This window comes from Cellulosimicrobium cellulans (genome assembly GCF_016921195.1).
GTDB lineage: Bacteria > Actinomycetota > Actinomycetes > Actinomycetales > Cellulomonadaceae > Cellulosimicrobium > Cellulosimicrobium cellulans_F.
Genome location: NZ_JAFGYF010000005.1, coordinates 98,998 through 121,873 on the forward strand (window position 1 = coordinate 98,998; position 22,876 = coordinate 121,873).

The 22,876-nt window shown below is 70.1% G+C and carries 21 protein-coding genes; 11 read left to right on the forward strand and 10 right to left on the reverse strand.

Going from position 1 to position 22,876, the window contains the following annotated elements:
- Positions 1–87 precede the first annotated feature (87 nt).
- Positions 88–543, reverse strand: coding sequence for a hypothetical protein (locus JN535_RS12285; protein ID WP_205205845.1), 456 nt, complete (start codon positions 541–543; stop codon positions 88–90).
- A gap of 51 nt (positions 544–594) precedes the next feature.
- Here JN535_RS12285 and JN535_RS12290 point away from each other — a divergent pair, with 51 nt between their 5' ends.
- The 5 genes from JN535_RS12290 to JN535_RS12310 all read left to right on the forward strand — a co-directional run bounded on the left by JN535_RS12290 (position 595) and on the right by JN535_RS12310 (position 7,069).
- Positions 595–1,590, forward strand: coding sequence for a hypothetical protein (locus JN535_RS12290; RefSeq protein ID WP_205205846.1), 996 nt, complete (start codon positions 595–597; stop codon positions 1,588–1,590).
- A 10-nt stretch (positions 1,591–1,600) separates the two neighbouring features.
- The gene (locus tag JN535_RS12295) at positions 1,601–2,581 is read left to right on the forward strand and encodes a glycosyltransferase family 2 protein (RefSeq protein ID WP_205205847.1); all 981 of its coding nucleotides are present in this window, start codon (positions 1,601–1,603) and stop codon (positions 2,579–2,581) included.
- Positions 2,578–3,414 carry a glycosyltransferase gene (locus JN535_RS12300; protein ID WP_205205848.1) on the forward strand — a complete coding sequence of 279 codons (837 nt, stop codon included), beginning with the start codon at positions 2,578–2,580 and terminating at the stop codon, positions 3,412–3,414. Before JN535_RS12295 ends, JN535_RS12300 begins: the two co-directional genes overlap by 4 nt.
- Positions 3,415–3,600: 186 nt before the next feature.
- Complete coding sequence (gene glf, locus JN535_RS12305) at positions 3,601–4,788, forward strand: UDP-galactopyranose mutase (protein ID WP_205205849.1); 1,188 nt, start codon at positions 3,601–3,603, stop codon at positions 4,786–4,788.
- 25 nt (positions 4,789–4,813) lie between these two features.
- Complete coding sequence (locus JN535_RS12310; protein ID WP_205205850.1) at positions 4,814–7,069, forward strand: hypothetical protein; 2,256 nt, start codon at positions 4,814–4,816, stop codon at positions 7,067–7,069.
- On the opposite strand, the gene JN535_RS12315 is transcribed toward JN535_RS12310, so the two are convergent.
- The 4 genes from JN535_RS12315 to JN535_RS12330 form a co-directional block, all read right to left on the reverse strand.
- Positions 7,053–9,398: a hypothetical protein gene (locus JN535_RS12315; protein ID WP_205205851.1), complete on the reverse strand. Its 2,346-nt coding sequence runs from the start codon at positions 9,396–9,398 to the stop codon at positions 7,053–7,055. The two genes, JN535_RS12310 and JN535_RS12315, sit on opposite strands and share 17 nt — an antisense overlap.
- The gene (locus tag JN535_RS12320) at positions 9,395–9,991 is read right to left on the reverse strand and encodes a hypothetical protein (protein WP_205205852.1); all 597 of its coding nucleotides are present in this window, start codon (positions 9,989–9,991) and stop codon (positions 9,395–9,397) included. Before JN535_RS12320 ends, JN535_RS12315 begins: the two co-directional genes overlap by 4 nt.
- Positions 9,992–10,081: 90 nt before the next feature.
- On the reverse strand, positions 10,082–10,927 hold the full coding sequence (locus JN535_RS12325) for a glycosyltransferase family 2 protein (RefSeq protein WP_205205853.1): 846 nt from the start codon (positions 10,925–10,927) through the stop codon (positions 10,082–10,084).
- Positions 10,924–11,454, reverse strand: a complete 531-nt coding sequence (locus JN535_RS12330; protein WP_240201063.1) for a GtrA family protein — start codon at positions 11,452–11,454, stop codon at positions 10,924–10,926. Before JN535_RS12330 ends, JN535_RS12325 begins: the two co-directional genes overlap by 4 nt.
- A gap of 103 nt (positions 11,455–11,557) precedes the next feature.
- Here JN535_RS12330 and JN535_RS21570 point away from each other — a divergent pair, with 103 nt between their 5' ends.
- The 3 genes from JN535_RS21570 to rfbB all read left to right on the forward strand — a co-directional run bounded on the left by JN535_RS21570 (position 11,558) and on the right by rfbB (position 14,610).
- Positions 11,558–12,565, forward strand: a complete 1,008-nt coding sequence (locus JN535_RS21570) for a glycosyltransferase (protein WP_307868654.1) — start codon at positions 11,558–11,560, stop codon at positions 12,563–12,565.
- Positions 12,562–13,515, forward strand: coding sequence for an NAD-dependent epimerase/dehydratase family protein (locus JN535_RS12340; protein ID WP_205205854.1), 954 nt, complete (start codon positions 12,562–12,564; stop codon positions 13,513–13,515). Before JN535_RS21570 ends, JN535_RS12340 begins: the two co-directional genes overlap by 4 nt.
- A 99-nt stretch (positions 13,516–13,614) precedes the next feature.
- Positions 13,615–14,610, forward strand: a complete 996-nt coding sequence (gene rfbB / locus JN535_RS12345; RefSeq protein ID WP_205205855.1) for a dTDP-glucose 4,6-dehydratase — start codon at positions 13,615–13,617, stop codon at positions 14,608–14,610.
- Positions 14,611–14,685: 75 nt separating this feature from the next.
- Here rfbB and JN535_RS12350 read toward each other — a convergent pair whose 3' ends face one another.
- The 3 genes from JN535_RS12350 to JN535_RS12360 all read right to left on the reverse strand — a co-directional run bounded on the left by JN535_RS12350 (position 14,686) and on the right by JN535_RS12360 (position 17,156).
- Entirely contained in the window at positions 14,686–15,474 is a 789-nt protein-coding gene (locus JN535_RS12350; protein WP_205205856.1) for a hypothetical protein, read from the reverse strand.
- Between the two features lie 172 nt (positions 15,475–15,646).
- Positions 15,647–16,414: a hypothetical protein gene (locus JN535_RS12355; protein WP_205205857.1), complete on the reverse strand. Its 768-nt coding sequence runs from the start codon at positions 16,412–16,414 to the stop codon at positions 15,647–15,649.
- Between the two features lie 124 nt (positions 16,415–16,538).
- Complete coding sequence (locus JN535_RS12360; RefSeq protein WP_205206005.1) at positions 16,539–17,156, reverse strand: dTDP-4-dehydrorhamnose 3,5-epimerase family protein; 618 nt, start codon at positions 17,154–17,156, stop codon at positions 16,539–16,541.
- Positions 17,157–17,278: 122 nt separating this feature from the next.
- Here JN535_RS12360 and rfbD point away from each other — a divergent pair, with 122 nt between their 5' ends.
- A complete protein-coding gene (gene rfbD / locus JN535_RS12365) occupies positions 17,279–18,139 on the forward strand; it encodes a dTDP-4-dehydrorhamnose reductase (protein WP_205205858.1) in 861 nt (286 codons plus the stop codon).
- Between the two features lie 17 nt (positions 18,140–18,156).
- On the opposite strand, the gene JN535_RS12370 is transcribed toward rfbD, so the two are convergent.
- Together JN535_RS12370 and rfbA are read right to left on the reverse strand one after the other, a co-directional pair.
- Positions 18,157–19,554 carry an N-acetylmuramoyl-L-alanine amidase gene (locus tag JN535_RS12370; protein WP_205205859.1) on the reverse strand — a complete coding sequence of 466 codons (1,398 nt, stop codon included), beginning with the start codon at positions 19,552–19,554 and terminating at the stop codon, positions 18,157–18,159.
- A gap of 468 nt (positions 19,555–20,022) precedes the next feature.
- Entirely contained in the window at positions 20,023–20,886 is an 864-nt protein-coding gene (rfbA, locus tag JN535_RS12375; protein ID WP_205205860.1) for a glucose-1-phosphate thymidylyltransferase RfbA, read from the reverse strand.
- On the opposite strand from rfbA, the gene JN535_RS12380 reads away from it, so the two are divergent.
- Both JN535_RS12380 and JN535_RS12385 read left to right on the forward strand, forming a co-directional pair.
- The gene (locus tag JN535_RS12380; RefSeq protein WP_205205861.1) at positions 20,885–21,841 is read left to right on the forward strand and encodes a hypothetical protein; all 957 of its coding nucleotides are present in this window, start codon (positions 20,885–20,887) and stop codon (positions 21,839–21,841) included. The genes rfbA and JN535_RS12380 overlap by 2 nt on opposite strands.
- 44 nt (positions 21,842–21,885) lie before the next feature.
- Positions 21,886–22,851 (forward strand): hypothetical protein, encoded by a 966-nt coding sequence (locus JN535_RS12385; protein WP_205205862.1) that lies wholly within the window; start codon positions 21,886–21,888, stop codon positions 22,849–22,851.
- Positions 22,852–22,876: the final 25 nt, after the last annotated feature.

Below are 22,876 nucleotides of genomic sequence, written 5' to 3' on the forward strand. Positions count from 1 at the left end.
GTGCAATAGCCTACGCTCCGAGGGGGCAGGGGACTCCCGTCTTCGTCGTCCCGACCACGAGAGGTGTGTGTGCGAACAGTCCGCCGGTCACTGTCCACCCTCCGAATGCTCGCACACCGGCTCGTCGCGGTCGACGAGCGCACCCAGCGGACCGACGAAGACGTTCGGCGCATCGACGAGATCACGCGCCGACTGGAGCGCGCGCTCGAGGCACTCGCGCGCGACACCGAGACGCTCCGCGCGGAGAACGCGGGCCTCGAGCGCCGGCTCCTGGATCTCGAACGCTCGGAGAACGCTCGTGCGGACGTGGTAGCGCGGTCGCTCTCGGCCCTCCACGACACCGTCAACCTCTCTGCGCGTCGAGGTGCCTTCGCGCGTCGAGCCACGCGCGTCGTCGTCCTCACCCACCACGTTGAGTCGTGGGACAGCCTCGACGACATCGTCCGGATCATGAGGGAGTCCGAGGACTTCGAACCGGTCGTCGTCTCGATCCCCCGGCGGTTCGACGGCGACGGTGCGCTCCGGGACGAGGAGCTGGTGCACCGCGAGCTCGCATCGCGAGGGGTCCCTCACCTGCGCGCGTCCAGCGAGATGGTGAGCGACCTCCTGCGTTTCGTCAAGGTGCTCGAACCGGACGTGATCATCCGGCAGTCCCAGTGGGACCGGGACGTCGACGAGCGGCTCGCGGTCGAGCTGCTCACCTTCGCGCGGATCTGCGTCGTCCCGTACGAGACGATGAATCTCGTCGTGAACGTGCCGGACCCGCGCCGCGGCATCGTCAATACGGCGGTCGATGCCGAGCTACACCGCGTCGCCTGGCTGGTCTTCTGCGCCAACGAGGCGGTGCGAGCGGACGCGGTCCGCGACGGGCTGCTGGAAGGGCGTCAGTTCCGGGTGGTCGGGCACCCGAAGGCGGACGTGCTCCGCACAGCGCGACCGGCGTGGCCCGTGCCTTCCGAGGGTCCCGGCGGGCCGCGTCGGCCGCGCGTCGTCTGGTCGTCGCACCACTCCATCGGAGCCGGCTGGACCTGCTTCGGCCTCTTCCCCGAGGTGGCCGAGGAGATGCTCGAATGGGCCCGCGAGGGTGAGGTCGAGATCGTATGGATGCCGCACCCCGCGCTGCTGCCCTACGTCGACCGACCGACGTCGTCGTACTCGCGCGAGCAGATGGACGACTGGCGCACGCGCTGGGACGCGCTGGAGAACACCCACGTCGTCCAGGGCTCGCGGTATGCCCCGGTGCTCGCGGCGGCCGACGCCATGATGACCGACGGCCTGAGCATGCTCGTGGAGTTCCAGGTCCTCAACAAGCCCGTGCTGTTCCTGGAGCGATCGGGCCACCGCCCGTTCACCGCGGTCGGGACGAAGGTCGTGGAGGGCACGCACTCCGTCGACGGCGTCGCGAGCGCGCGTCGCGTGCTCGAGCGCGTGCGCACCGAGGGGGACGACCTGTCGGACGTGCAGCTCCGCAACGTGCGCGAGCTCTTCGGGGAGCCGGGCGCCGCGGCGCGGGTCGTCGAGGTCATGCGTGAGGAGATCGGCCTGCTCCGCGCCCGGCCAGGTGTCTTCCCGGACCGTGGCACAAGGTAGCCTGCTCGGCGTGCTCGGACCCTCCGCCTCTTCCCCCTCGCCGCGCGTCATCGCGGTCGTGGTCGCGTACAACCGGCGTCAGTTGCTCGTCGAGGCGCTCGACGCGCTCGCCGCTCAGGACCGTCCGCTGGACGCGGTCCTCGTGGTCGACAACGCCTCGGACGACGGGTCGAAGGACGCTGCGGCCCAGCACACGGTCGGGGCCACGGTGCTCGCGCTCGACGAGAACACCGGGGGCGCGGGCGGGTTCACCGTCGGGATCGCCCACGCGGTCGACGTGCTGGGTGCCGATCTCGTCTGGTTGATGGACGACGACACCATCCCGACGTCGACGGCGCTCGCAGCCCTCCTGCGGGCCCGGGAGGAGTACGACGGCCCCGTCGCCGTCCTGGGGAGCCGCGTCGTGTGGCACGACGGCCGCGACCACCCCATGAACACGCCGCGACCCCGTCCGGGCGCGACGCCTGCCGAGCTCGCCTCCGCCCGCGCGGCCGGAGGCACCCCCGTGAGGTCGTCGTCCTTCGTGTCGATGCTCGTCGACGCCCGTGCGGTCCGGTTCCACGGGCTGCCCGTGGCGGACTACTTCATCTGGAACGACGACTTCGAGTTCTCCGCACGTCTCCTACGCCGGGGCACCGGGCTGGCGGTGCACGCGAGCGTCGTCGAGCACCGGACCAAGAGCTTCGGCGCGACAGACGCGGACCCCGGCGAGCGCTTCTACTTCGAGGTGCGGAACAAGACGTGGATGCTGCTGCGGTCGGCGTCGCTGGGGCCGTTCGAGCGAGTCCTGTACGGGGGTGCGACGCTGCGGCGCTGGTTCCGAACGCTCCGGCGGTCCCGCAGCCGCGGGGTCCTCGTCCGCAGCGGCGCACGCGGGCTGCGTGACGGGCTGCTGCGAGCCCCACGCCCCAACGTGGACGTCCTGCGAAGCGCCGGCATCGACCTGGGGCCGGTCGCACGGCTCGACCGCGGCCGGAGGGGCGCGGCGTGACGGCACCGTTCTCGGTGCTCCTGCCGGTCTACCGCGGCGACCGACCCGACTACCTCCGGCGTTCCTTCCGTTCCGTGGTCGAGGACCAGGAGGTGCGCCCGTCCGAGGTGGTGATCGTCCGCGACGGCCCGGTCGGCGAGGAACTGTCGCGGACGCTCACCGAGCTCACCTCCCGGAGCACGGTGCCGGTGGTCAGGGTGGACCTCGCCGAGAACGTCGGCCTGGCGTTCGCGCTCGAGGCCGGTCTGGCGGCGTGCTCGCACGAGATCGTCGCGCGCCAGGACGCCGACGACGTGAGCCTCCCGCACCGCTTCGCCGTGCAGGTGCCACTCGTGGACGGCGGCCTGGACGTCGTCGGGTCCGCGATCGAGGAGTTCAGCGGGGAGGACGAGGAGCCGGGAGCCGGCCTCGTGCGCGTCCCGCCGCTCAGCGCCGAGGAGATCGCCGATACGTCGCGGTTCGCCTCGCCGTTCAACCACCCGACCGTGGTCTTCCGCCGATCGGTCATCGCCGCGGTCGGCGGGTACGAGGACCTTCCGCTCATGGAGGACTACTGGCTGTTCGCGCGCCTCGTCACCCACCGTGCTCGGATGGCCAACGTCGCGGAACCGCTCGTCCGCTACCGCGTCGGCGCGGGAGCGTATGCGCGCCGCGGAGGGGCCCGGCTACTGCGGTCGGAGCTCGAGCTGCAGCGTCGGCTCCGCCGTGAGGGCTTCACGACCCTCGGGCAGGCGGCGCGCAACGTCGCCGTCCGCGGGGGGTACCGCCTCGTCCCGGAGACGGTGCGCAGAAACCTCTACCGGACGTGGGTGCGGCTCCGTCGCTCCGGCTGAGCCTCGCCGCGCGCCGCCGTCGGCGTCGCCTCGCCGACCGTCGAGGCTGCGGCCCGGTAAACATACCGTCGAGGCTACAGCCCGGTGAACATTTCGTGACGAACGGTCCGCGCGAGGACTCCGGCGACGGCGTTCCGAGCGAGACGGCTAGTCTGTTCCGGTTGTCATCGCTACCGAGGAGTATGAGTGGACGCGGATCTTGTCGTCGTGGGATCGGGCTTCTTCGGCCTGACGGTCGCTGAGCGAGTCGCCGAGGAGCACGGTCGGAAGGTCCTCGTGATCGACCGCCGTCCTCACATCGGGGGAAACGCCTATAGCGAGGCCGAGAAGACGACCGGGATTGAGGTGCACCGGTACGGGGCCCACCTCTTCCACACGTCGAACGAGCGGGTGTGGGAGTACGTCAACCGGTTCACGGCGTTCACGAGCTACGTCCACCGCGTGTACACCACGCACCGGGGCGAGGTCTTCCCCATGCCGATCAACCTCGGCACGATCAACCAGTTCTTCCGGTCGGCCCACGGGCCAGACGCGGCCCGCGCGCTGATCAAGGAGCTCTCGGCCGAGCTCGGCGACAAGAAGCCGGAGAACCTCGACGAGCAGGGCGTCTCGCTCATCGGCCGCCCGCTCTACGAGGCCTTCATCCGTGAGTACACCGCGAAGCAGTGGCAGACGGACCCGCGCGACCTGCCGGCGTCGATCATCTCGCGCCTGCCCGTGCGCTACACGTACGACAACCGCTACTTCAACGACACGCACGAGGGCCTCCCGGTCGACGGCTACACCGCGTGGATCGAGCGCATGGCTGACCACAAGAACATCGAGGTGCGCCTCGGCGTCGACTTCTTCGACGAGTCGCAGCCCGCGAGCAAGGGCAACGTCGTCGGCAACATCCCCGTCGTCTACACCGGTCCGGTGGACCGGTACTTCGACTACGCCGAGGGTGACCTGTCGTGGCGCACGCTCGACTTCGAGGAGGAGGTCCTGCCGGTCGGCGACTTCCAGGGCACCTCGGTCATGAACTACGCCGACGCGGACGTGCCGTACACGCGCATCCACGAGTTCCGGCACTTCCACCCCGAGCGGGAATACCCGACCGACAAGACGGTCATCATGCGCGAGTTCTCGCGCTTCGCCGAGAAGTCGGACGAGCCGTACTACCCGGTGAACACCGCCGCCGACCGTCAGCGTCTCCTCGCGTACCGCGACCTGGCCGCGCAGGAGAAGGACGTGCTGTTCGGCGGACGCCTCGGGACGTACAAGTACCTCGACATGCACATGGCGATCGGCGCGGCGCTTTCGATGGTCGACAACAAGCTCGCCCCGCACTTCGCCCGGGGCGCAGGGCTGGAGAGCGGGGGCGTGGACGCGTGACCAAGGCACGGGAGTGGGGGGGCGCATGAGCACGGTGTCGGCGTCCGACGTGGGGCGTGCCGTGTCGGACGACGTCCGGACCGAGCCGGTGACGGCAGGCCGGGACCCGCGGTGGGGCCTGGCCGCCGTCGCGGCGGTCGTGGTCCTCGCTCTCGTGCCGCTGCTGTTCGAACCACGCTTCTACTTCGCCGACGACACGCAGGCAGGCGCCTACCCGATCTGGGTCCAGCTCGGGGGGCACCTGCTGCAGGGTGAGCTCCCGTTCTTCGAGCCGTCGCGATGGATGGCGGGGAACTACGTCGCCGAAGGTCAGTGGGGTCTGTTCAACCCGGTGGTATGGCTGATCGGCCTGTTCGCCGCGAGCGTCCCCGACCCGGTGCTGGTGAGCTCGGTCGTCAAGATCGTCTTCCTTGCCATCGCGAGCGGTGGCGCCTACCTCCTGGTGCGCTCGTACCACGGGTCACGCCCTTGGGCAGCCGTCGTGGCCGTGCTCCTCCCGTTCACGGGGTTCACGCTGTACATCGACGCGGCGTCCTGGGTCACCGCCCTCTTCGTTTGGGCCCTGCTCCCGTGGGTCTGGTGGGGGCTGCGGCGGACGCTGCTCGCTCGCGGCAACCCTGCCGTCCCGTTCGTCCTCGGCTACGTCCTCATCACCGTGGGGTACGTCCACGGTACGCTCATGCTCTGCGTCGTGACCGCGGCAACTCTTCTCGACGGCGCCCTCGCGCAGCGGTGGCGCGACGTCGTCCGGGTGCTGGGCGTGGGAGTGCTTCTCGGACTCGTCGCCCTCGCCGTCTACCTGCCCGGGGTCCTCACCGCGCCGGTGACGGCGCGCGCCGACGACTCGATCTTCAACACGAACTTCATGTCGCCCGACCTCTCCGGGCTGGCGACGGGCGGCACGCCCCTGGCGCGGCCCTGGCTGACCGGGTTCTGGTCGGTTCCCGTGTCGGCCCCGCTCATGTACGTCGCATGGGTTCTGCCGCTGGCGGTCCTCGTCTCCCCGGGCCGGGCGCGTCCCCTGTGGCGATCGCTGGCTGGCCTCCTGGCGGTGGGCGCGACCGCCGCGGTCCTCGCGTTCGGCCCGAGCGATATGGGCCCGCTCCGGTTCCCGGGCCGGGTGCTCCCCTACTTGTTCCTCGTGCTGCTCGTGCTGTTCGGGGTTCTCCTCAGCCGCGCGTCGGTGAAACCAACCCGAGGCCGCGTGATCGGTGCCCTGACGTTCGTCGTCGTGGGTGCGGCGTTCGCGTGGTTCGAGTCGCCGGGCTGGTGGAAGGTCATCGGTCTCGGCGCGGTCCTCGCCGCAGTCTGCGTCCTGCTCGTCCTGCGCCTGGTGACCCGGGAGGCTCGGCCGTCGTCGATCGTCGCCGTGGTGATCCTCGGGACGCTTGCGGTCACGACGGCCCAGCACTTCTTCTTCCCCCGCTCGCCGCTGCCCGACTTCGGGCTGCCGGAGGCGCGGGCGGACTACGGTCACGCGCTCGCCGGGATCGGCGGCGACGTCCTCGTGATCGGCAAGCCGGCGTTCGAGGGTGAGTGGTGGCGCCACACCCTGTACGCCAACGCGTGGTACCTCAACGACGCCAGCGTCGTGAACGTCTACTCGCCGATCGCGCACCAGGCGTTCAGCGAGGAGCTCTGCATGGACGCGCACGGCGTGGTGTGCTGGGAGGTCTTCGACGACTTGTTCGAGGAGGACCCGAGCACGGGACGACCGCTGCTCGACCTCCTTTCGGTCAACGCCGTGCAGGTTCTGGCTCGCCCGGGCGAGCCCGAGGCCGGGCAGGCCGACCCCTACGAGGACGCGTCCGTCCCGGACGGCTGGTCCGAGGTGGCCCGCGACGACACCAGCGCCGTGTGGGTCCGCGACCAGCCGGTCGACGGCGCGGGAGGGGTCGTGTGGACGGCTCCTGGTGTCGCGCTCTCGTCCGTCGAGACCGACGCGCGGAGCGTCACCTTCCAGGTCGACGAGGTCGCGCAGGACGGCGGCCAGGTCGTCCTGTCACGGCTCGACTGGCCGGGCTACGAGGTCGTCGGTGCGTCCGTGGGGGAGTCGCTGCGCGGCTACCTCCTCACACTCGACGTCCCGGCCGGGTCGGAGGGCGAGACGGTCACCGTGACCTTCGAGCCTCCGGCGTGGACGGCGTGCCTGACGGCGCTCGCGACGGCGCTCGCCTGCGCGACGATCTGGGCGGTGGCGGCCGCTGTCTCCCGTCGTCGGCGCGGGGCGGCGGACCGGCCCGTGGACGTCGACGGCTCGTCCGTCACCCGGGCGGACTGAGCGGGATCCGCGCCAGCGCGGCGTCGTTCAGCACGATGATCGTCGGTTGCGCGAGCCCGCTGTTCATGGCGATGAGCTCCGACCAGGTCGCCACCGCCCGCCGGTGGGCGTCGTCGAGCACGTAGACCGTAGGAGCGCCGCCGCCCTTGACGAAGACGGGCCCGCCGACGGGAGCGGCCGACGACCACGCCAGGGTGGCGCACGTCCCGGCGGTCAGCGGGGTCCTCGGGAGCGTCGCCGGCTCGGCCATGGCCGGCGGTCGGCGGAGCACCGTGCCCGTGACCCCGACGCCCCGGACCGCAGGGCAGTCGACGACGGGCGCGAGGACGCCCGTGGTCACGCGGTACGAACCGATCGTGCCGGCCGGCACGGTGACGACCTGGGTGCCCAGCCCGAGCGAGCGCGTGTCGGAGAAGGACTCGACCGGGACGAGCGAGAAGAAGCCGTCCACGAGGTACACCCGGGGTGCCGTCGGGCTCTTCACCAGGGAGCCCACCGCGAGGGTCTGCCCTAGGTCCGGGAAGGCGCGCAGGGTAGCGGCCGGTACGACGACGATCTCCGGCGACGCCCCCGCCGCGGCCGTCAGGTCCGCCCACCGGGCGACGGCCCGACGACCGCCGTCCTGGACCGCCCAGACCGTCGCCTGTCCGTCCTCCCGCAGGTAGACGGTCCGGTCCTGGACGGAGCTCCGCCGGGGGAGGGCCTCGAGGACAGACTGCGGGACGGTCGTGCGGGGGAGACCTGCCGTCACCGAGGGCGGCACGCGCCATGCCGAGGTCGTGCCGAGGAGGTGCACGGCGTCCCCCGGGCCGGTCAGCACGGGAGAGAGCGTGGCGCCACCGGGTACCTGTGCCAGGGAGGCGGTCGAGAGCCTGTTCGACACGAGGTCACGCAGCGGCGTGGTAGTCAGGAGACCGGCCGGCACCGCGCTCTTGGTCCCACCGGCGAGCAGCCAGGCGGCCCCGGACGTCCGGTCCGTCGCGACGACCGCGTCACGCGCGACGGGGGGACCGACGGGCACCGGCGCGACGACCGCGGCTGCGACCGTGGCCTGGACCCCGGGCAGCCCAGCCCCGGTGCGCGAACGCTCGTCGAGGATCTCGTGCCGCCGGGCCCCGGAGACGGACCATGCCTGGCCGTCCACGGAGACGGTGGTCCCGAGAGGTGCGCCCAGAGGGAAGGCGGCGAGCTGGCCGGACGCGAGGTCCACGTACGAGGTCGCGCAGGACGCTCCCGTCCATGCTGTGACGGTCGAGCACGAGGGGAAACGGTGACGCGCGCCGTTCGCGAGCCAGTAGAGCGCTCCGTCCGCGGGGTCGCGCGCGACCCGCCGCATGGGCCCGGCGTCGGTGAGCCGCTGCAGGGACGCCGACGAGACGATGGCGACGTCGCCGAGCCGTGCCCGTAGCGTCTGGTAGAGCGAGTGGTCGGCGACGTGGTGCCGCCTCTGTCCGACGACGAGGTAGACGCGCTCGTCGGCGGCGGTGCGGACCAGCGCGCGTCCCGCTGTCGGGTCGCCGAACCAGTCGCTGAAGATCCGCCAGAAGTTTCGGTTCCCGTAGGTCGAGCAGCGGTCGCCGGACCCGTAGAGCGAGGCAAGCGCCGCAGCGTTCGGCTGGTACGGGGTGTAGATGTACAGGGCCGCGGTCGCCTGGTTCTCGATGTAGACCTGCGAACTGCCGCAGGTCGCGTCGGGGTGGAACCGGATCGTGTTCGTCCGCCCGGCCTGATAGCCGTAGCGCGTGGCGTTGGCCCGGTACACCAGGAACTGTCGGGCGGCGCGGAACACCTGGTTCGAGAATCCGTAGTACTCGGTGTTGCACGGTGCGGTGTCCGGGCAGCCGAACCCCATCGCCGTCTGGTACGACTTCGCGGTGGGCCGCGTGCGCCCGACGAGGCTGTTCTCCTTCTCGAGGGTGACGAGAAGCACGCGCGGGTTGATCTCGCAGGCGGTCGCGACCTTGCGGATGATCCGGGCGGCGGACTCGTTGCTGGCGCCGGCATACTGCCAGCACAGGCCGACCTCGAGCGGACGCGTCCTGGTGGTCTCGCGGAAGTCCTTGAGGCACGGCATCTCCCCGGCGACGCAGCCGCTCCCGCGTGCGTCGAGGAACGACTGGATCTCCGCTTCAGTCATGCTCTGGTAGTCGTAGAAGACCGCGTCGGAGATGAGCAGTCCGGGATCGAAGTTCGCCGCGTCGGCCGCCTCCGCGCTCGGGACAGGTCCCGACAGCCCGGCGAGCAGCGTGACAATCGCCGCGGCCCCCGCGACCAGGGTCCGCACCAGCGACCTCGCGGGACGCGCCTGTCCCGGTGTGCCCGTGCTCACGGGACGCTCACGGTCGTCGTAACGGAGGATCCCGCCGAGCCTGCGCCCTCGTAGCGGACCTGCGCCTCCCAGGCTCCGCTCGTGAGGTCTGCCAACGGGATCCCGAGCGGTGCGCACCACGTGACCTCGGCGTCAGGCCCCGCGGTTGCCGTGACCGCGACAGCGTCCGTGCCGCGCGTCAGGACGAGCGTGCAGGTCCCTCCGCGTTCGAGGACGGCGACGTACGCGTTGACCACGACCTCGCCGTCCTCGACGCCGGCCCAGGAGACCACCGGGTGCGCGTCGGCGGACGCGCCGGTCGGTGACCCGTCCGCCGGCGCGTCGGGTGTCGGGGCTCCCTCCGGGGCGGGCGAGAGGCGCGTGCCGGACGGGGCGGGCTCGGGCAGGTCGTCGGTCCTGGGCGCATCGACGGACGCCGTCACCGCCGTGCTCTCAGGCGAGGTCTCAGGGGTCGTGCGCGTCGAGGTCGGCGCGGCGGTCCTGCTCGCGGACCGGGCGTGGTCGTCCGTCGAGGGCTGTACCGAGCACGACGTGGTAGCGGCCAGGGCGGCGGCCGCGGCGAGCGGGACGAGCGAGCGGATCCGTGTCGACACGGTTCGACGCTAACCGGACGGTCAGGATTCGGCGCGCGGAACGTCGCCCGCCCACGCTGCCCGGCGCGTGGTGCGCGCCCGAGCCGGCGGTCAGTCGCGAGGGAGCGGGCGCATCCGCTTGCCGAGAGCCACGTAGGCGGCACGCCGCTGGAGGGCGACCAGTTTGGCCATGCGGTCTCCGCGCCGGACGTCGGAATCGCTGATCTCCGCGGGCGCGAGCCGCTGCGCGAGACGGTGGAACTCCGCCGCCTCGTCCGCCTGCGCCTTCATGAGGCGGACGGACCACTGGCTCGCGCTGACGCGGAACGCGGCGAGCGGACGGCGCAGCGCCACGACGTCGCCGGTGACCATGACGGGCGCGTAAGAGCCGGCGTCGATGTAGTAGCGCAGGTCCTGCCACCAGCCGGCGGCTCGCAGCGCCTCCGTGCGCAGCAGCACGCACGCCGGCTCGCCGAAGATGTTCGTTCCGGAGCGCACCGTCGCCCGCAGGGCAGCGGTGCCAGGGACGACCCCCTCCAGCGCGCCGAGACCCCGGCCGCGGAGGAACACCTCTCCCCGTGCGTCGACGAGGTCGCGCTGGGAGGCGACCATCACCGCGTTGCCTCCCGCGGCGTCGAGGGCCGCGACCTGCTCCGCGAGCATCGTCGGTCGCAGCAGGTCGTCGCCGCACACGAGCTTGAGGAGCTCGCCCCGGGCGAGCTCGCTGACCCGGTTCCAGTTGCGTCGTGCACCTCCGCCCGCCTCTGTCCGCTCGAGGCGCACCCGGGGGTCGGCGGCGAACTGCTGAAGCCGGTCCCAGGTGTCGTCCTGCGACGCATGATCGGCGACGACGAGCTCGAAGTCCGTGAATGTCTGGTCGAGCACGGAGCGGACGGTCTCCTCGACGTACTCGGCGTTGTTGTACGCGGGGACGACGACGGACACGCGGGGACTCATGCTTCGGACTCCTCAGCGGCTTTCGGGGACGGGTCCGCCGCAGGCTTCTTGCGGCGGAAGGAGAACCCCTTGTGGCCGAAGTAGCTGATCAACGCGGTCACGCAGGTGATCAGGAGCTGGGCGGGGATGGGGGCGAGGCCGAGCAGCTCGACCACGAAGGGCAGCGCGACGACGTTCACGCCGAGCGCTGCGAGGTTGACGACCTCGAACCGCGCGAGGTCGAGCCAGACGTGCCCGGTCACGCGGAAGACGAACCTGCGGTAGAGGACGAATGCGCACAGCACGGCCGCCACGTGGGCGCACACGAGGCTCGCCATGTACCCGTACGTGCCGAGGTGGTCGCGCAAGAGCAGCTCGAAGAAGATGAACCAGAACGTGCCGAGGACGGTGTTGAAGCCACCGACGATGAGAAAGGCGACGCGCTGGTCCTTGACGATCCGGAAAAGGGGTCCGAGCGTGCCCTGCATGCCTGCCGGAGGCTTGATCGGCGCGTCTTCGCTCGTCGGCGGCTCAGGGTCCATGACCATCGAGCGGCAGTCCTCTTCTCGGGTTCACGGGGGCGTGGCGGGGCGGTGAGCAGGACCCCGCAGCCTGCCAAGGACGCGGGACCCAACGACTATAGTCTCCAGCGTGACGAACGAAGGCACGGCCGCTGCACCGCACCGGATATCGGTAGTCGTCCCGGTCTACCAGGGCGAGCGGACTCTTCCAGCGCTGCTCGAGGAGATCGACGCTCTGACGACGCCGTTCGTCACTCCAGGGGGGGTCGACGCCGTCGTTAGCGAGGTCTTCCTCGTCCACGACCACGGGCCGGACGGCTCGGCGGAGACGATCCGCGAGCTTTCGGCCCGGCACGCCTTCGTCCGGCCGGTCTGGCTCAGCCGCAACTTCGGTCAGCACGCCGCCACTCTCGCGGGCATGGCGTCGTCGGGTGGCGACTGGATCGTGACCCTCGACGAGGACGGCCAGCACGACCCCGCCGAGATGGGGGGCCTCCTCGACGCGGCGCTCCGCGAAGGCGCCGACGTCGTCTACGGAAAGCCGACCAACCAGCCGCCGCACAGCGCGTTCCGCAACATTACGTCGCGGGGCTCCAAGCGGGTCATCGAGGTGCTGGCGGGGAGCTCGGACACGTCTCTCTACCAGAGCTATCGGCTCGTGCTCGGTGAGGTCGGCCGGTCCGTCGCTGCTTTCGCGGGCCCGAACGTCTATCTCGACGTGGCCCTGGGCTGGGTCAGCGGCAAGATCACGACCGCCCCGGTGACGCTCCGGGAGGAGGGGGAACGGAGGTCAGGATACTCGCTGCGGCGTCTCCTCTCCCACTTCTGGCGGATGGTGCTGTCCAGCGGGACGCGCGGGCTGCGCATCGTCAGCGGACTGGGCGCGCTGTGCGGCCTCGCCGGGATCGTTGTCGCGATCGTCCTCGTCATCTCGCGCATCGTAGGCGGCCCGGTCGCCGAAGGCTGGACGTCGCTCATCGTGGTCATCCTGCTCGGCACCGGCGCCATCCTCTTCGCTCTCGGCATCATCGCCGAGTACATCGGGGTCGCGGTCAACATGGCGATGGGCCGACCGCTCTACCTCATCGTCTCCGACCCTGCGCGCGGTCCGCTCGGCCGAGGAAGCCGCGCGCGGTGACATCCGCCCCCCCGACGCTCGTCGTCGGTGCGCGAGGACTCCTCGGGAGCGCGGTGCGTCAGCGCGCCGCCGCGCGCGGTCTTCCGGTCGTTGCTGCGCAGGTCGACTGGTCCGTTCCGGAGGCCGCCGCACGGGACCTGGTACGCGCCGTGGACCAGGTCGTCGCGCTAGCGGGCGACGGTGGGTGGAGCATCGTGTGGTGCGCCGGCGCAGGAGTCACCGCGTCGACGGAGGAGGCGCTGCGAGCCGAGACCGAGGTCATGCGGGCGTTCGTCGCCGACCTCGCGCGCAGGCCCGCCGAACGGCTCGCGCGGTGCACGGTGTTCTTCGCGTCCTCGGCAGGCGGGCTCTACGCGGGAGCCGCGGACCCACCGTTCACGGAGTTGTCGACGCCCGCGCCCCTCGCGGCCTACGGTCGAGCCAAGCTGGTCGCCGAGGAGATCTTCTCCGGGTTGGCGGCCGGGGGAGTGCGGGTGGTCCTGGGGCGGATCTCCAACCTCTACGGGCCCGGACAGAACCTGACCAAGCCGCAGGGACTCATCTCCCAGTTCTGCCTGGCGCATCATCTCGCACGGCCCATCGGCATCTACGTCTCGTTGGACACCCTCCGCGACTACATCTACGTCGACGACTGTGCCGAGCTCGTGCTCGACGTCGTCGCCCGTGCGGCCTCGAACGAGCCCGGGTCGGCGCCGGTGACGAAGATCCTCGCCTCGCAGTCCTCGGTGACGATCGCGGCGATCATCGGGATGCTCCGCGCGATCTACAAGCGCAAACCTCAGGCGGTGCTGGCCGCCTCGCCCCTCGGCGCGCGGCAGGCGCGCGACTTGCGCTTCCGCTCCGTCGTCTGGCCAGACCTCGACGAGCGCCCGCTGACGCCGCTGCCCGTTGGGATCGCCGTCACCGGCGAGGACATCGGCCGGTCGCTGCGACTGCGTGGCCCAGCGTGACCACGCCGACTGACCCGTCGGTCGAGATCCGCTAGATTGGTTCGCCGTGCCCACGACCCGTCCGCAGGGCAGCCGCCCAGATACGCCTAGGAGAGATCCATGAAGGTCCTCGTGACCGGCGGCGCCGGCTTCATCGGTGCCAACTTCGTCCAGCAGACGGTGCGTGAGCACCCTGAGCACGACGTCACCGTGCTGGACGCGCTGACCTACGCCGGTGACCGGAGCTCGCTCGCACCAGTGGCCGACAGCATCACCTTCGTCGAGGGCAGCATCACCGACACCGCGCTGGTCGACGACCTCGTCCGCGAGTCGGACCTCGTGGTCCACTTCGCCGCGGAGTCGCACAACGACAACTCGTTGAACGACCCGTCGCCGTTCGTCCAGACGAACGTCGTGGGAACCTTCACCCTGCTCGAGGCCGTACGACGTCACGGCGTGCGGTTCCACCACATCTCGACCGACGAGGTCTACGGTGACCTCGAGCTCGATGACCCGGCGAAGTTCACGCCGACCACTCCGTACAACCCGTCGAGCCCGTACTCGTCCACGAAGGCGGGGAGCGACTTGCTGGTTCGTGCCTGGGCGAGGTCGTTCGGCGTCGAGGCCACGATCTCGAACTGCTCGAACAACTACGGCCCGTACCAGCACATCGAGAAGTTCATCCCGCGGCAGATCACCAACCTCGTCGACGGCGTCCGTCCCCGCCTCTACGGCGCCGGTCTCAACGTGCGCGACTGGATCCACGTCGAGGACCACAACGCCGCCGTCTGGGCGATCGTGGAGAAGGGGCGGCCGGGCGAGACCTACCTCATCGGTGCCGACGGCGAGGAGTCCAACATCGAGGTGGTACGGACGCTGCTGGAGATCTTCGGCCGAGATGCCGACGACTTCGACCACGTCAACGACCGACCCGGTCACGACCTGCGGTACGCGATCGACGCGACCAAACTGCGTGAGGAGCTCGGGTGGGAGCCGCGGTACACCGACTTCCGATCAGGTCTCGAGGCGACGGTCCGTTGGTACCGCGAGAACGAGTCGTGGTGGCGGCCCTCCAAGGAGGCGGTCGAGGCGAAGTACGCGGCGGTGGGTCAGTAGAGGATGGTTCTGCACGACGAGGGCGGCGCCCCGGCACCCCTGTGGGTTCGGGGCGCCGCCCTCGGGCCGCGGGGGTCAGCCGCAGGGAACAGGGTGGGGGAACCCTGCGGCTTGCCACTGCTGGTAGCTGAGCTGACCGTAGAAGCTGTTGCCGACGTACCAGAGCGCGTTGGTCCAGGAGTACGAGCACACGTAGTCGCCCGGGAGCATGCGCTGCGCCTTCGGCGTCGGTGAGCCTTCTGCTCGCCACTCGGCGTAGTTCACCGGATATCCCTGGCCGCTGCCGATCGAGAACATGTAGGCGACCGAGCTGTCCCAGGTCAGCTTCATGAATCCCGCGTCCCCCAGAACCTCCGGGCTGGGCGAGCCCGCGGCCTTCCACTGGTTGAACGTCAGCTTGTGGACCTGGCCGTCGAGTTCGACGAAGATCTCGGAGGACGTCGCCCACTGGTGGTAGGTCGATCCCTCGATCCACCCGGCCACGCGCGGCGCAGGCTTTCCGGCGCGGGACCACTCCGCGAAGGTAAGTTTCTTCCACTCCCACTGGGTCGACGCCTTGTCGAAGAACGACACGGCGTAGATGTCGGCCGACCACGGGTATTTGACGAAGTCCGTCGGGACGGGGCGAGGCGTCGGTCGCCCGGCGTCCAACCACTCCTGATAGGTGACGGGGTAGTGGAAGCCGTAGGCGTCGTCGTGGTAGTGCTGGAAGATCGTTCCCGAGTACGGCACGCTGTAGAAGCCGTCGGGCTGCGCCGCCGCGGGGGACGCGGTCACGAGGGCGAGTGCGCCGCCGGTGACGAGCGCGAGCAGAGTCGCAAGAGCGCGTCGAGTTCTCTGGTGCATGAAGTCCCTGCCTGACATAAACCCTGCGCTCCTGGTCGACTACCAGGTTCGTCACAGGAAGCCACAGCCTACGGCGGGGGGACGGGTACTTGGGCCGGTCGCGGGGAATTCACCCGGGACCTTCGTCCTCCGTGTGCGGGCCAGGGCCAGGGCAGGTCCCTGGCCCGCACACGGCGGGTCTGGGCGTCCGCTAGACCGTGCAGGTGGGGGAGGGGAACCCGGCCGCCCGCCACTGGTTGTACGTGAGCACGCCGCCGTAGCTCCAGCCGTTGTAGAAGAGGTCCTGCGTTCCGCTCATGGTGCACACCTCGTCACCGGGGAGCATGCGGGCGGAATTGGGGGTCGGCGACCCCTCCGACTTCCACCACTCGTAGGTGACGCTGTAGACGTCTTGGTTGGCGATGGAGTCGTAGAAGACGATCGTCGAGTCCCACGAGAGCTTGTAGAAGCCGCTGTCGCTGAGGACGTCGGGGACAGGCGAACCCGCCGCCTTCCACTGGTTGAGCGTGAGCTTGTGGGACTCGTCGTCGAGGTAGACGAAGACCTCGGAGCTGTTCGTGCCCCACTTGTAGTAATAGGAGCCCTCGATGTGCCCTGCGGTGCGAGGCGTCGGCTTGCCCGCCTTGGACCACTCGGCGAACGTGAGCTTCTTCCACTCCCACTGGGTCGACGCGTTGTCGAAGAACGAGACCGCGTAGATGTTGGACGACCACGGGTACTTGACGAAGTCGGTGGGGACGGGCTTCGGAGCCGGACGACCGAGGTCCACCCACTCCTGGAAGTTGAGGGGCTGGTGGTACTGCCCCGTGTGCGAGTGGTAGTAGAGCGCGCTCGAGTAGGGCACGCTGTATACGCCGTCGGACTGTGCCGAGGCGGAAGGGGCAGCAGCGACGGCGACGGCGCCGGCGGTGCCGAGGGCGAGGATCGACGCGAGGGCGCGTCGGAGGACGTGGTGCACGTATACCTGCCTGGGTGCTCAACTGCGCTCCCGGCCGGCTGCCGGGTTCGTCACAGCGAAAGCACAGCATACGGCGCCCCCGACGGTGCTCCTGCCAGAGGTCGGGTGAGCCAGAACGACACCCTCAGTGCGACAGGTGACGCACGAACTCCTGGACGGCGCTCCACTCCGGAAGCAGCCCGGCCGCGTCGGCCTCGGCGAGGGTGGGCGCCGAGGAGTCCTTTGGTGAGAGCTCGTAGGTGAGCTCGCGCCCGTCGCGTCCGTTCCGCGGCCAATCGATATCGAGCGCTGGATCGAGTGGGTTGATGCCGTGCTCTCGCCCAGGGGCGTACGGCGCGGAGCACAGATAGGTGACCGTCGACCCGTCCTCGAGCGAAAGGAACGCGTGCCCGAGGCCTTCGGAGAGGAAGACCGCGCGACGGTCGACGTCGTCGAGCAGCACGGACGCGGTGCGACCGAAGGTGGGAGATCCCCGGCGGATGTCGACGACGACGTCGAGCACGGCCCCGCGAGGGCAGGCCACGTACTTCGCCTGACCAGGTGGGACGTCGGCAAAGTGCACTCCTCGGAGCGCACCCGCCGCCGACACCGACAGGTTCGCCTGCTTGAGCTCGAGGTCCCGGCCGGTCGTCTCGGCGAAGAGGTCTGACTTGAACCACTCGAGAAACAGGCCGCGGTCGTCCCCGTGCTGGGTAGGGGTGAAGGACCATGCTCCGGCGATCGGCAGTTCTTCCACCCGCACCAGGACTCTCCGTTCGTTCGAGGACACCCGATGATAGACCCCGACGTGGGATCCGGACCTGCCAGGCCGACAGGGGCACTCGAACGCTAGGCTGTGTCGCCGTCGTCAACAGGAGGAGTCGCATGCGTTGGTTGGTCACCGGGGCCGGCGGGATGCTCGGCACGGACGTCGTCGCGACGCTCGGCTCGAAGGGAGAGGTTCTCGCGCTCGGCCGCTCTGATCTCGACATCACGTCCGCCGAAGCGTGCCAGAACCTGCTCCGCGAGGGTGACGTCGTCGTGAACTGCGCTGCGTGGACCGACGTCGACGATGCCGAGACGCACGAGGGGGAGGCCTTTGCCGTCAACGCCGTCGGCGCCGCGAACCTCGCAGTCGCAGCCGCGTCCGTCGGAGCGCGGATGGTGCACGTCTCCACCGACTACGTGTTCGACGGAGAGGCGGGGGTGCCATATGCAGCAGACGCTGCGCTCCACCCCGTCTCAGCCTACGGACGGACGAAGGCGGCGGGCGAGTGGGCGGTGCGGGCGGCGAGCCCGGCGCACCTCGTCGTGCGGACCGCCTGGCTCTACGGAGCCAACGGGTCCAGCTTTCCTCGGACGATCGCCAGACTCCTCCGTGAGCGGGGGAAGGTCTCCGTCGTGGAGGACCAGACGGGCCAGCCGACGTGGACGGCGGACGTCGCCGAGCTCGTCGCCGCTCTCGTCGTCGCCGACGCGCCGGGCGGGGTCTACCACGCCACCTCGTCCGGTGCGTGCACCTGGTACGAGTTCGCGCGTGCGGTCGCTGTCGAGCTCGAGATCCCCGTGGAGGCAGTGAGCCCGACGACGAGCGAGGACTTCGCCCGGCCGGCACCTCGGCCGACGTATTCCGTGCTCTCGCACGACACGATCGAACGCGCGGGGGTGGCGGTGCTGGGCGACTGGCGTGATCGGTGGGCGGTCGCCGCCCCCTCCGTGGTCGGTGGGCCGGCAGCGGAGGGCTGAGAGGCCGTCGGCCGAGACTACGCGTTCTGCCCTTGCCGGATCTCCGAGACCGCCTTGGGGGTCAGGATGCTGATCTCGGGCACACGACCGTCGTTCAGCGAGAGGAGCCGTGCCCAGGACGAGACCCAGTGGCGCGTCCCTCCTTGGACGAGGAACACGGAGTCGCTCGACGACGAGCGGATGAAGCGGCTCAGGGGTGGCCCTGCGGCGAGGCGCGACCACTGGGCGGCCGTGACGTCGACGGCGGCCGCGCAACTCGAGCCGAAGCTGGTGACCAGGTCACAGCTCGACGCGCGCCGCCTCGTGTTTCCGTCCACGAAGGCCACCGTCCCGTCCCGAGGGTCTCGAAGGAACCGCCCGAGCGGCTTGCCGGTCGCGAGGTAGGACAAGTAGCTGTCGGCCGCGTCGGAGACCCGACCCTGGGCGGAGAGGGAATCGAGGATTCCCGTCGTGGTGAGACGGTGCTTGGTGCCACCGACGACGAGATACACGTCAGGGCGGTATGGAGACATCACGAGGCTCCCCGTCGCTGTTCCCCAGAGCGCCGAGTACTTCGACTGCTCGGCCTTGACACGCCGTCGGATCTCGTCCTGCCGTACCCACAAGGTCTGGCCCGGACAGGAGGTCGAAGCGACGTCACGATGGCCGAAGATCGTCGGAAGCCGCTGCCCGTTGATCACGGTCGTCCCGCCCGCGTCGACGCCGTGGATCGACAGCTTCCAGCCGAGCAGCCGGACGATCGCGTCGACCGCGGCGTTGCTCACGGTGGCGGTCTGGTAGTTCCCGAGGACCGACACGCCCGTCGTCGGGGTGTTGTAGCCAGAGACGTGGGCGCCCGTCGTCTCGAGCTCGATCCCGCCTGCACGGCCCTCCCAGATCCGGCCGAACTTGTCGACGAGGAAGTTGTAGCCGATGTCCCCCCACCCGCGGGTCTGCGCGTGATACGCGTAGATCCCTCGGAGGATCGCCGGGACGTCTCCCGTCCCGTAGGTGTTGGTGCCCGCCGTGTGGTGGATGACGGCGGCCTGGATGTTGCCCTGCGCGGGCGACCACGTCCGCAGCGACTCGTCCGCGCCCCACTGGGCGCGGGAGTAGAAGGCGGGCGCCAGCGAGCTACCGGGATACCCCGACGCGACGGCGGCGTCGATCCCGGCGGACGCCGCCGTTCGGGCGCCCGACAATCCGCTCCCCGAACCTCCGCCGAAGCTCGCGGTGGCAGGCGGAGCGAGTGTGTCCGACGCGTCGGCAGCGCTCGTTCCCGGATCGATGATCACGAGTTCGAGGTCGTGGACCTCGCCGACGGCCCCGGTGACCCGGGCTTCGACACGGGACGCGTCGCCGACCACGAACGGTGCCGTCCCGGGGACCCCGCCCTCGGAGCCCGGCTCGATCTCGAGGGCCTCCCAGCTGCTCACTCGACCGGTAGCGTCTTCGGACCGCACCTCGACAGTCAGCCCGGTCGGGTCTGCAGGGCCTTGCCAGACGACCCCGACCGTCGCAAAACCGGAGACGTCGGACGAGGCATGGAGGCCGTCGAGCGCGTCCGCCGCCCTCGCGTCGGGCGAGTCAGCCGAGAATGGCGCGACCGACGGCGACTCACCGTCGGCGGAGGCCGACTCGAGCGGCACCTCCTCCACCGACGGTTCGACCGGTTCGGGATTCGCCGTCGAGGGAACGGCTGCCGGCACCGCCGTGGAGGCCGTGGGACGGGCGATGGTCGGCCCGGCGACGAGCGTCGTGGCGAGCATGGTGAGGGACGCCGTCAGCGCGACGGCGCGCCGGGTTCGGGTCAGCATCGTCCGGGCACCTCCTAGGAGACTCGGGCACCTGTCGGCGCCGTCGTCACGCTAACCCGTTGCCTCTCCCGTCGCGCGGGGGACGTCTCAGGAGTCGAGCAGCCCCAGAAGATACGTGCCGTAGCCGGACTTCACCAGCTTCTCGGCCCGAGCGCGCAGCTCGTCGTCCGTGAGGAAGCCCTGGCGCCACGCGACCTCTTCCGGCGAGCCGATCTTCAGCCCCTGCCGGTTCTCGATGGTCCGCACGAAGTCCGAGGCTTCGAGCAGCGAGTCGAAGGTCCCGGTGTCCAGCCACGCGGTGCCACGAGGAAGGACCTCGACCTGGAGCCTGCCTTGCCGCAGGTACTCGCGGTTCACGTCCGTGATCTCGTACTCGCCTCGCGCGGAGGGCTTCAGGTCGCGGGCGATCGCGACGACGTCGTTGTCGTAGAAGTACAGGCCCGGCACCGCGTAGTTGGACTTCGGTTCCTGGGGCTTCTCCTCGAGGGAGAGCGCGGTCCCGTTCTGGTCGAACTCGACCACGCCGTACGCGGTGGGGTCAGAGACCCGGTACGCGAACACGGCGCCTCCGTCGATCCCGTCGAAGCGGGTGAGCTGGGTCCCGAGGCCGGGGCCGTAGAAGATGTTGTCCCCGAGCACGAGCGCCGCGGAGTCGTCTCCGATGAACTCCGCGCCGAGCACGAAGGCCTGCGCGAGCCCGTTCGGTTCTGCCTGAACGGTGTACGTGATCGAGACGCCGAACTGTGAGCCGTCGCCGAGGAGCCGGCGGAACTGCTCGGCGTCGTGCGGCGTCGTGATGACGAGGATGTCCTGGATCCCCGCGAGGATGAGGGTCGAGAGCGGGTAGTAGATCATCGGCTTGTCGTACACGGGCACGAGCTGCTTGCTCACGCCGAGGGTGATCGGGTGCAGTCGGGTGCCGGAGCCGCCGGCGAGGATGATTCCGCGCATGGTGGCGATCTTCTCATGCCAGGTCCGCCTGTCCGAGGCAGCGCCCGCATACGCTACGATCCGCGTGTTCGCACGGCAGGTTTCCGGACGGAGAGCGATGAAGCGGCTCGTGAAGATCGTCGCGACGGCGTTGACGGCTGCCGCGCTGGGGCTCTCACTCGCGCCTCCCGCCAGTGCCGAGCCGAACACCTTCCTCGTCAAGTCCCGCTTCGACCCCACGATCTATGAGATCTCGGTAGACGAGTCGGGGGCAGCCCTGGGCGGTCGGACTGCGCTGACCTACGCGGAATGGGTCGCCCGCGGGCGGCAGACCGCTCACGTCCTCGAACCCGAGTACGCGGGTCTCCCGTGGTCGTCCACGATCTATGCGGTCACCAACTGGCCGGGCGAGACCTGGGCGGATGTCCGCCCCCTGACGTACGCGGAGTGGGTCGGGGCAGGACGTCCGCCCGCCGACCGGTCCTTCCCGTTCTGTGAGCGGACGTGGTGCTCAGTCACGCGCTACCCGACATCGTCCGAGCTCTTCGTGGACATCGAGGGGTCGGGCGGGGTGCACAAGCTCACCTACTCCGAGTGGACGAGGATCGGCGCCCCCGAGGTGTCCCTCGTCCAGACCGTGGGCTACTACCGGCTCGCGTGGAACGACCGCGTCTTCGCGGCGACGCCGATCTCCATCGGGCCGCGTTCCGCTTACGACTCGGACGTGTACGCCACAGGACGCTCGTTGACGCCCCAGGAGTGGCGAGCGTCCGGATCGCCGACCCCCAAGGTGGTCCCGTCCGCCGTGAGGGAGCGTTTCGTCGTCTTCGCGGGGAGCCGTGACGTCTATTACGACGGGCCAGCCGGCTTCTTCCCGATCACGTATCAGCAGTGGAAGGCGGCCGGTTCACCACCTCCGTCGCCGAAGCCCTTCGGCCCGCCGGTCGGCGGGATCGTCGTGGCGTCGTCCCGGTGAGCGGGGGACTCAGCGCGTCGACCCGTCCCGCGGTAGCGGTCGACGTGGTCGGCGACGAGGGAGGTGGCCTGTCGATCTCCGCCCGGAGCGGATTCCGGGTCCGGGCCGTCGCACTGTTGGTGGCGGCGTTCGCGTTCGCCGCGGCAGCGTCCCCGTGGGGAGCGGCACCCGCGGTCTCGACCGAGGCGTCGTTCGTGGTCAAGTCCCGCTTCAGTCCGAGCCTCTATCTCGTCGCTGGTTCTCCGGAGACGTGGGGGAGCACCCGCAACCCGCGCCAGTATCTCGATCTGGGTTCCTGGCGGGCTCTCGGCTCTCCGGCGCCCGCCGTCTGGGAACCTCGCTACTCGTCGCCGCCGTGGAGCGACACCATCTATGCGCTGACCTACTGGCCGGACTCCGACGACAGGCACGATGCCCACGCAGACCCGCACGTCCTGACGTTCGACGAATGGCGGTCGGTCGGGAGCCCCAGGCCCGTCAAGGACTTTCGAGCATGTACCGACGCGAAAGCGATGTGCCGCGTGTTCTCTCGTCCGTCGTCGCTGACCGAGATCTTCGTCGCGGAGACGGCCGTGCACGCCCCTACCCACAAACTGGCCTACTCCGAGTGGGTCTCGATGGGACGTCCTCTCCCGGACCCGACGGATCGCCAGCTCGGCGTCTACCGGTACTCGTGGAGTCCCATCCTCTTCTGGGACGTCCCGGAGAACATCGGGCCCGTGCACCACTCCACGACCAACGGTCACTCTGACGCGTGCGGGTCGCGGCTCGGCTACGCAGAGTGGGTGCGAGAGGGCTCGCCGACACCTCAGACGATCTCGTCGAGCAGAGCGAGCAGGTTCATTCAGGGCCCCCCGCGAGGCTTCGGCTATGACGACGAGATCTGGTACGACGGCCCCGCGGGCTTCTTCCGGCTGACCTACGCCGAGTGGTCCGGTGCCGGATCACCGAGGCCGACATCCGTGAGCTTCACGCCGTTCCTTCCCTCGTCCTGGACCTGCACCAAGTAAGAAGCATCGAGCCAGGCCGGCGATG

What these genes read in the sequence shown, in the direction of transcription:
- JN535_RS12310 (WP_205205850.1), top strand. Translation starts at nt 4,814, where the DNA reads ATGAGCACGGTGTCGGCGTCCGACGTGGGGCGTGCCGTGTCGGACGAC.
- JN535_RS12325 (WP_205205853.1), bottom strand. Translation starts at nt 10,927, where the DNA reads ATGAGTCCCCGCGTGTCCGTCGTCGTCCCCGCGTACAACAACGCCGAG.
- JN535_RS12330 (WP_240201063.1), bottom strand. Translation starts at nt 11,454, where the DNA reads ATGGTCATGGACCCTGAGCCGCCGACGAGCGAAGACGCGCCGATCAAG.
- rfbB (WP_205205855.1), top strand. Translation starts at nt 13,615, where the DNA reads ATGAAGGTCCTCGTGACCGGCGGCGCCGGCTTCATCGGTGCCAACTTC.
- JN535_RS12350 (WP_205205856.1), bottom strand. Translation starts at nt 15,474, where the DNA reads ATGTCAGGCAGGGACTTCATGCACCAGAGAACTCGACGCGCTCTTGCG.
- rfbD (WP_205205858.1), top strand. Translation starts at nt 17,279, where the DNA reads ATGCGTTGGTTGGTCACCGGGGCCGGCGGGATGCTCGGCACGGACGTC.
- JN535_RS12380 (WP_205205861.1), top strand. Translation starts at nt 20,885, where the DNA reads ATGGTGGCGATCTTCTCATGCCAGGTCCGCCTGTCCGAGGCAGCGCCC.
- rfbA (WP_205205860.1), bottom strand. Translation starts at nt 20,886, where the DNA reads ATGCGCGGAATCATCCTCGCCGGCGGCTCCGGCACCCGACTGCACCCG.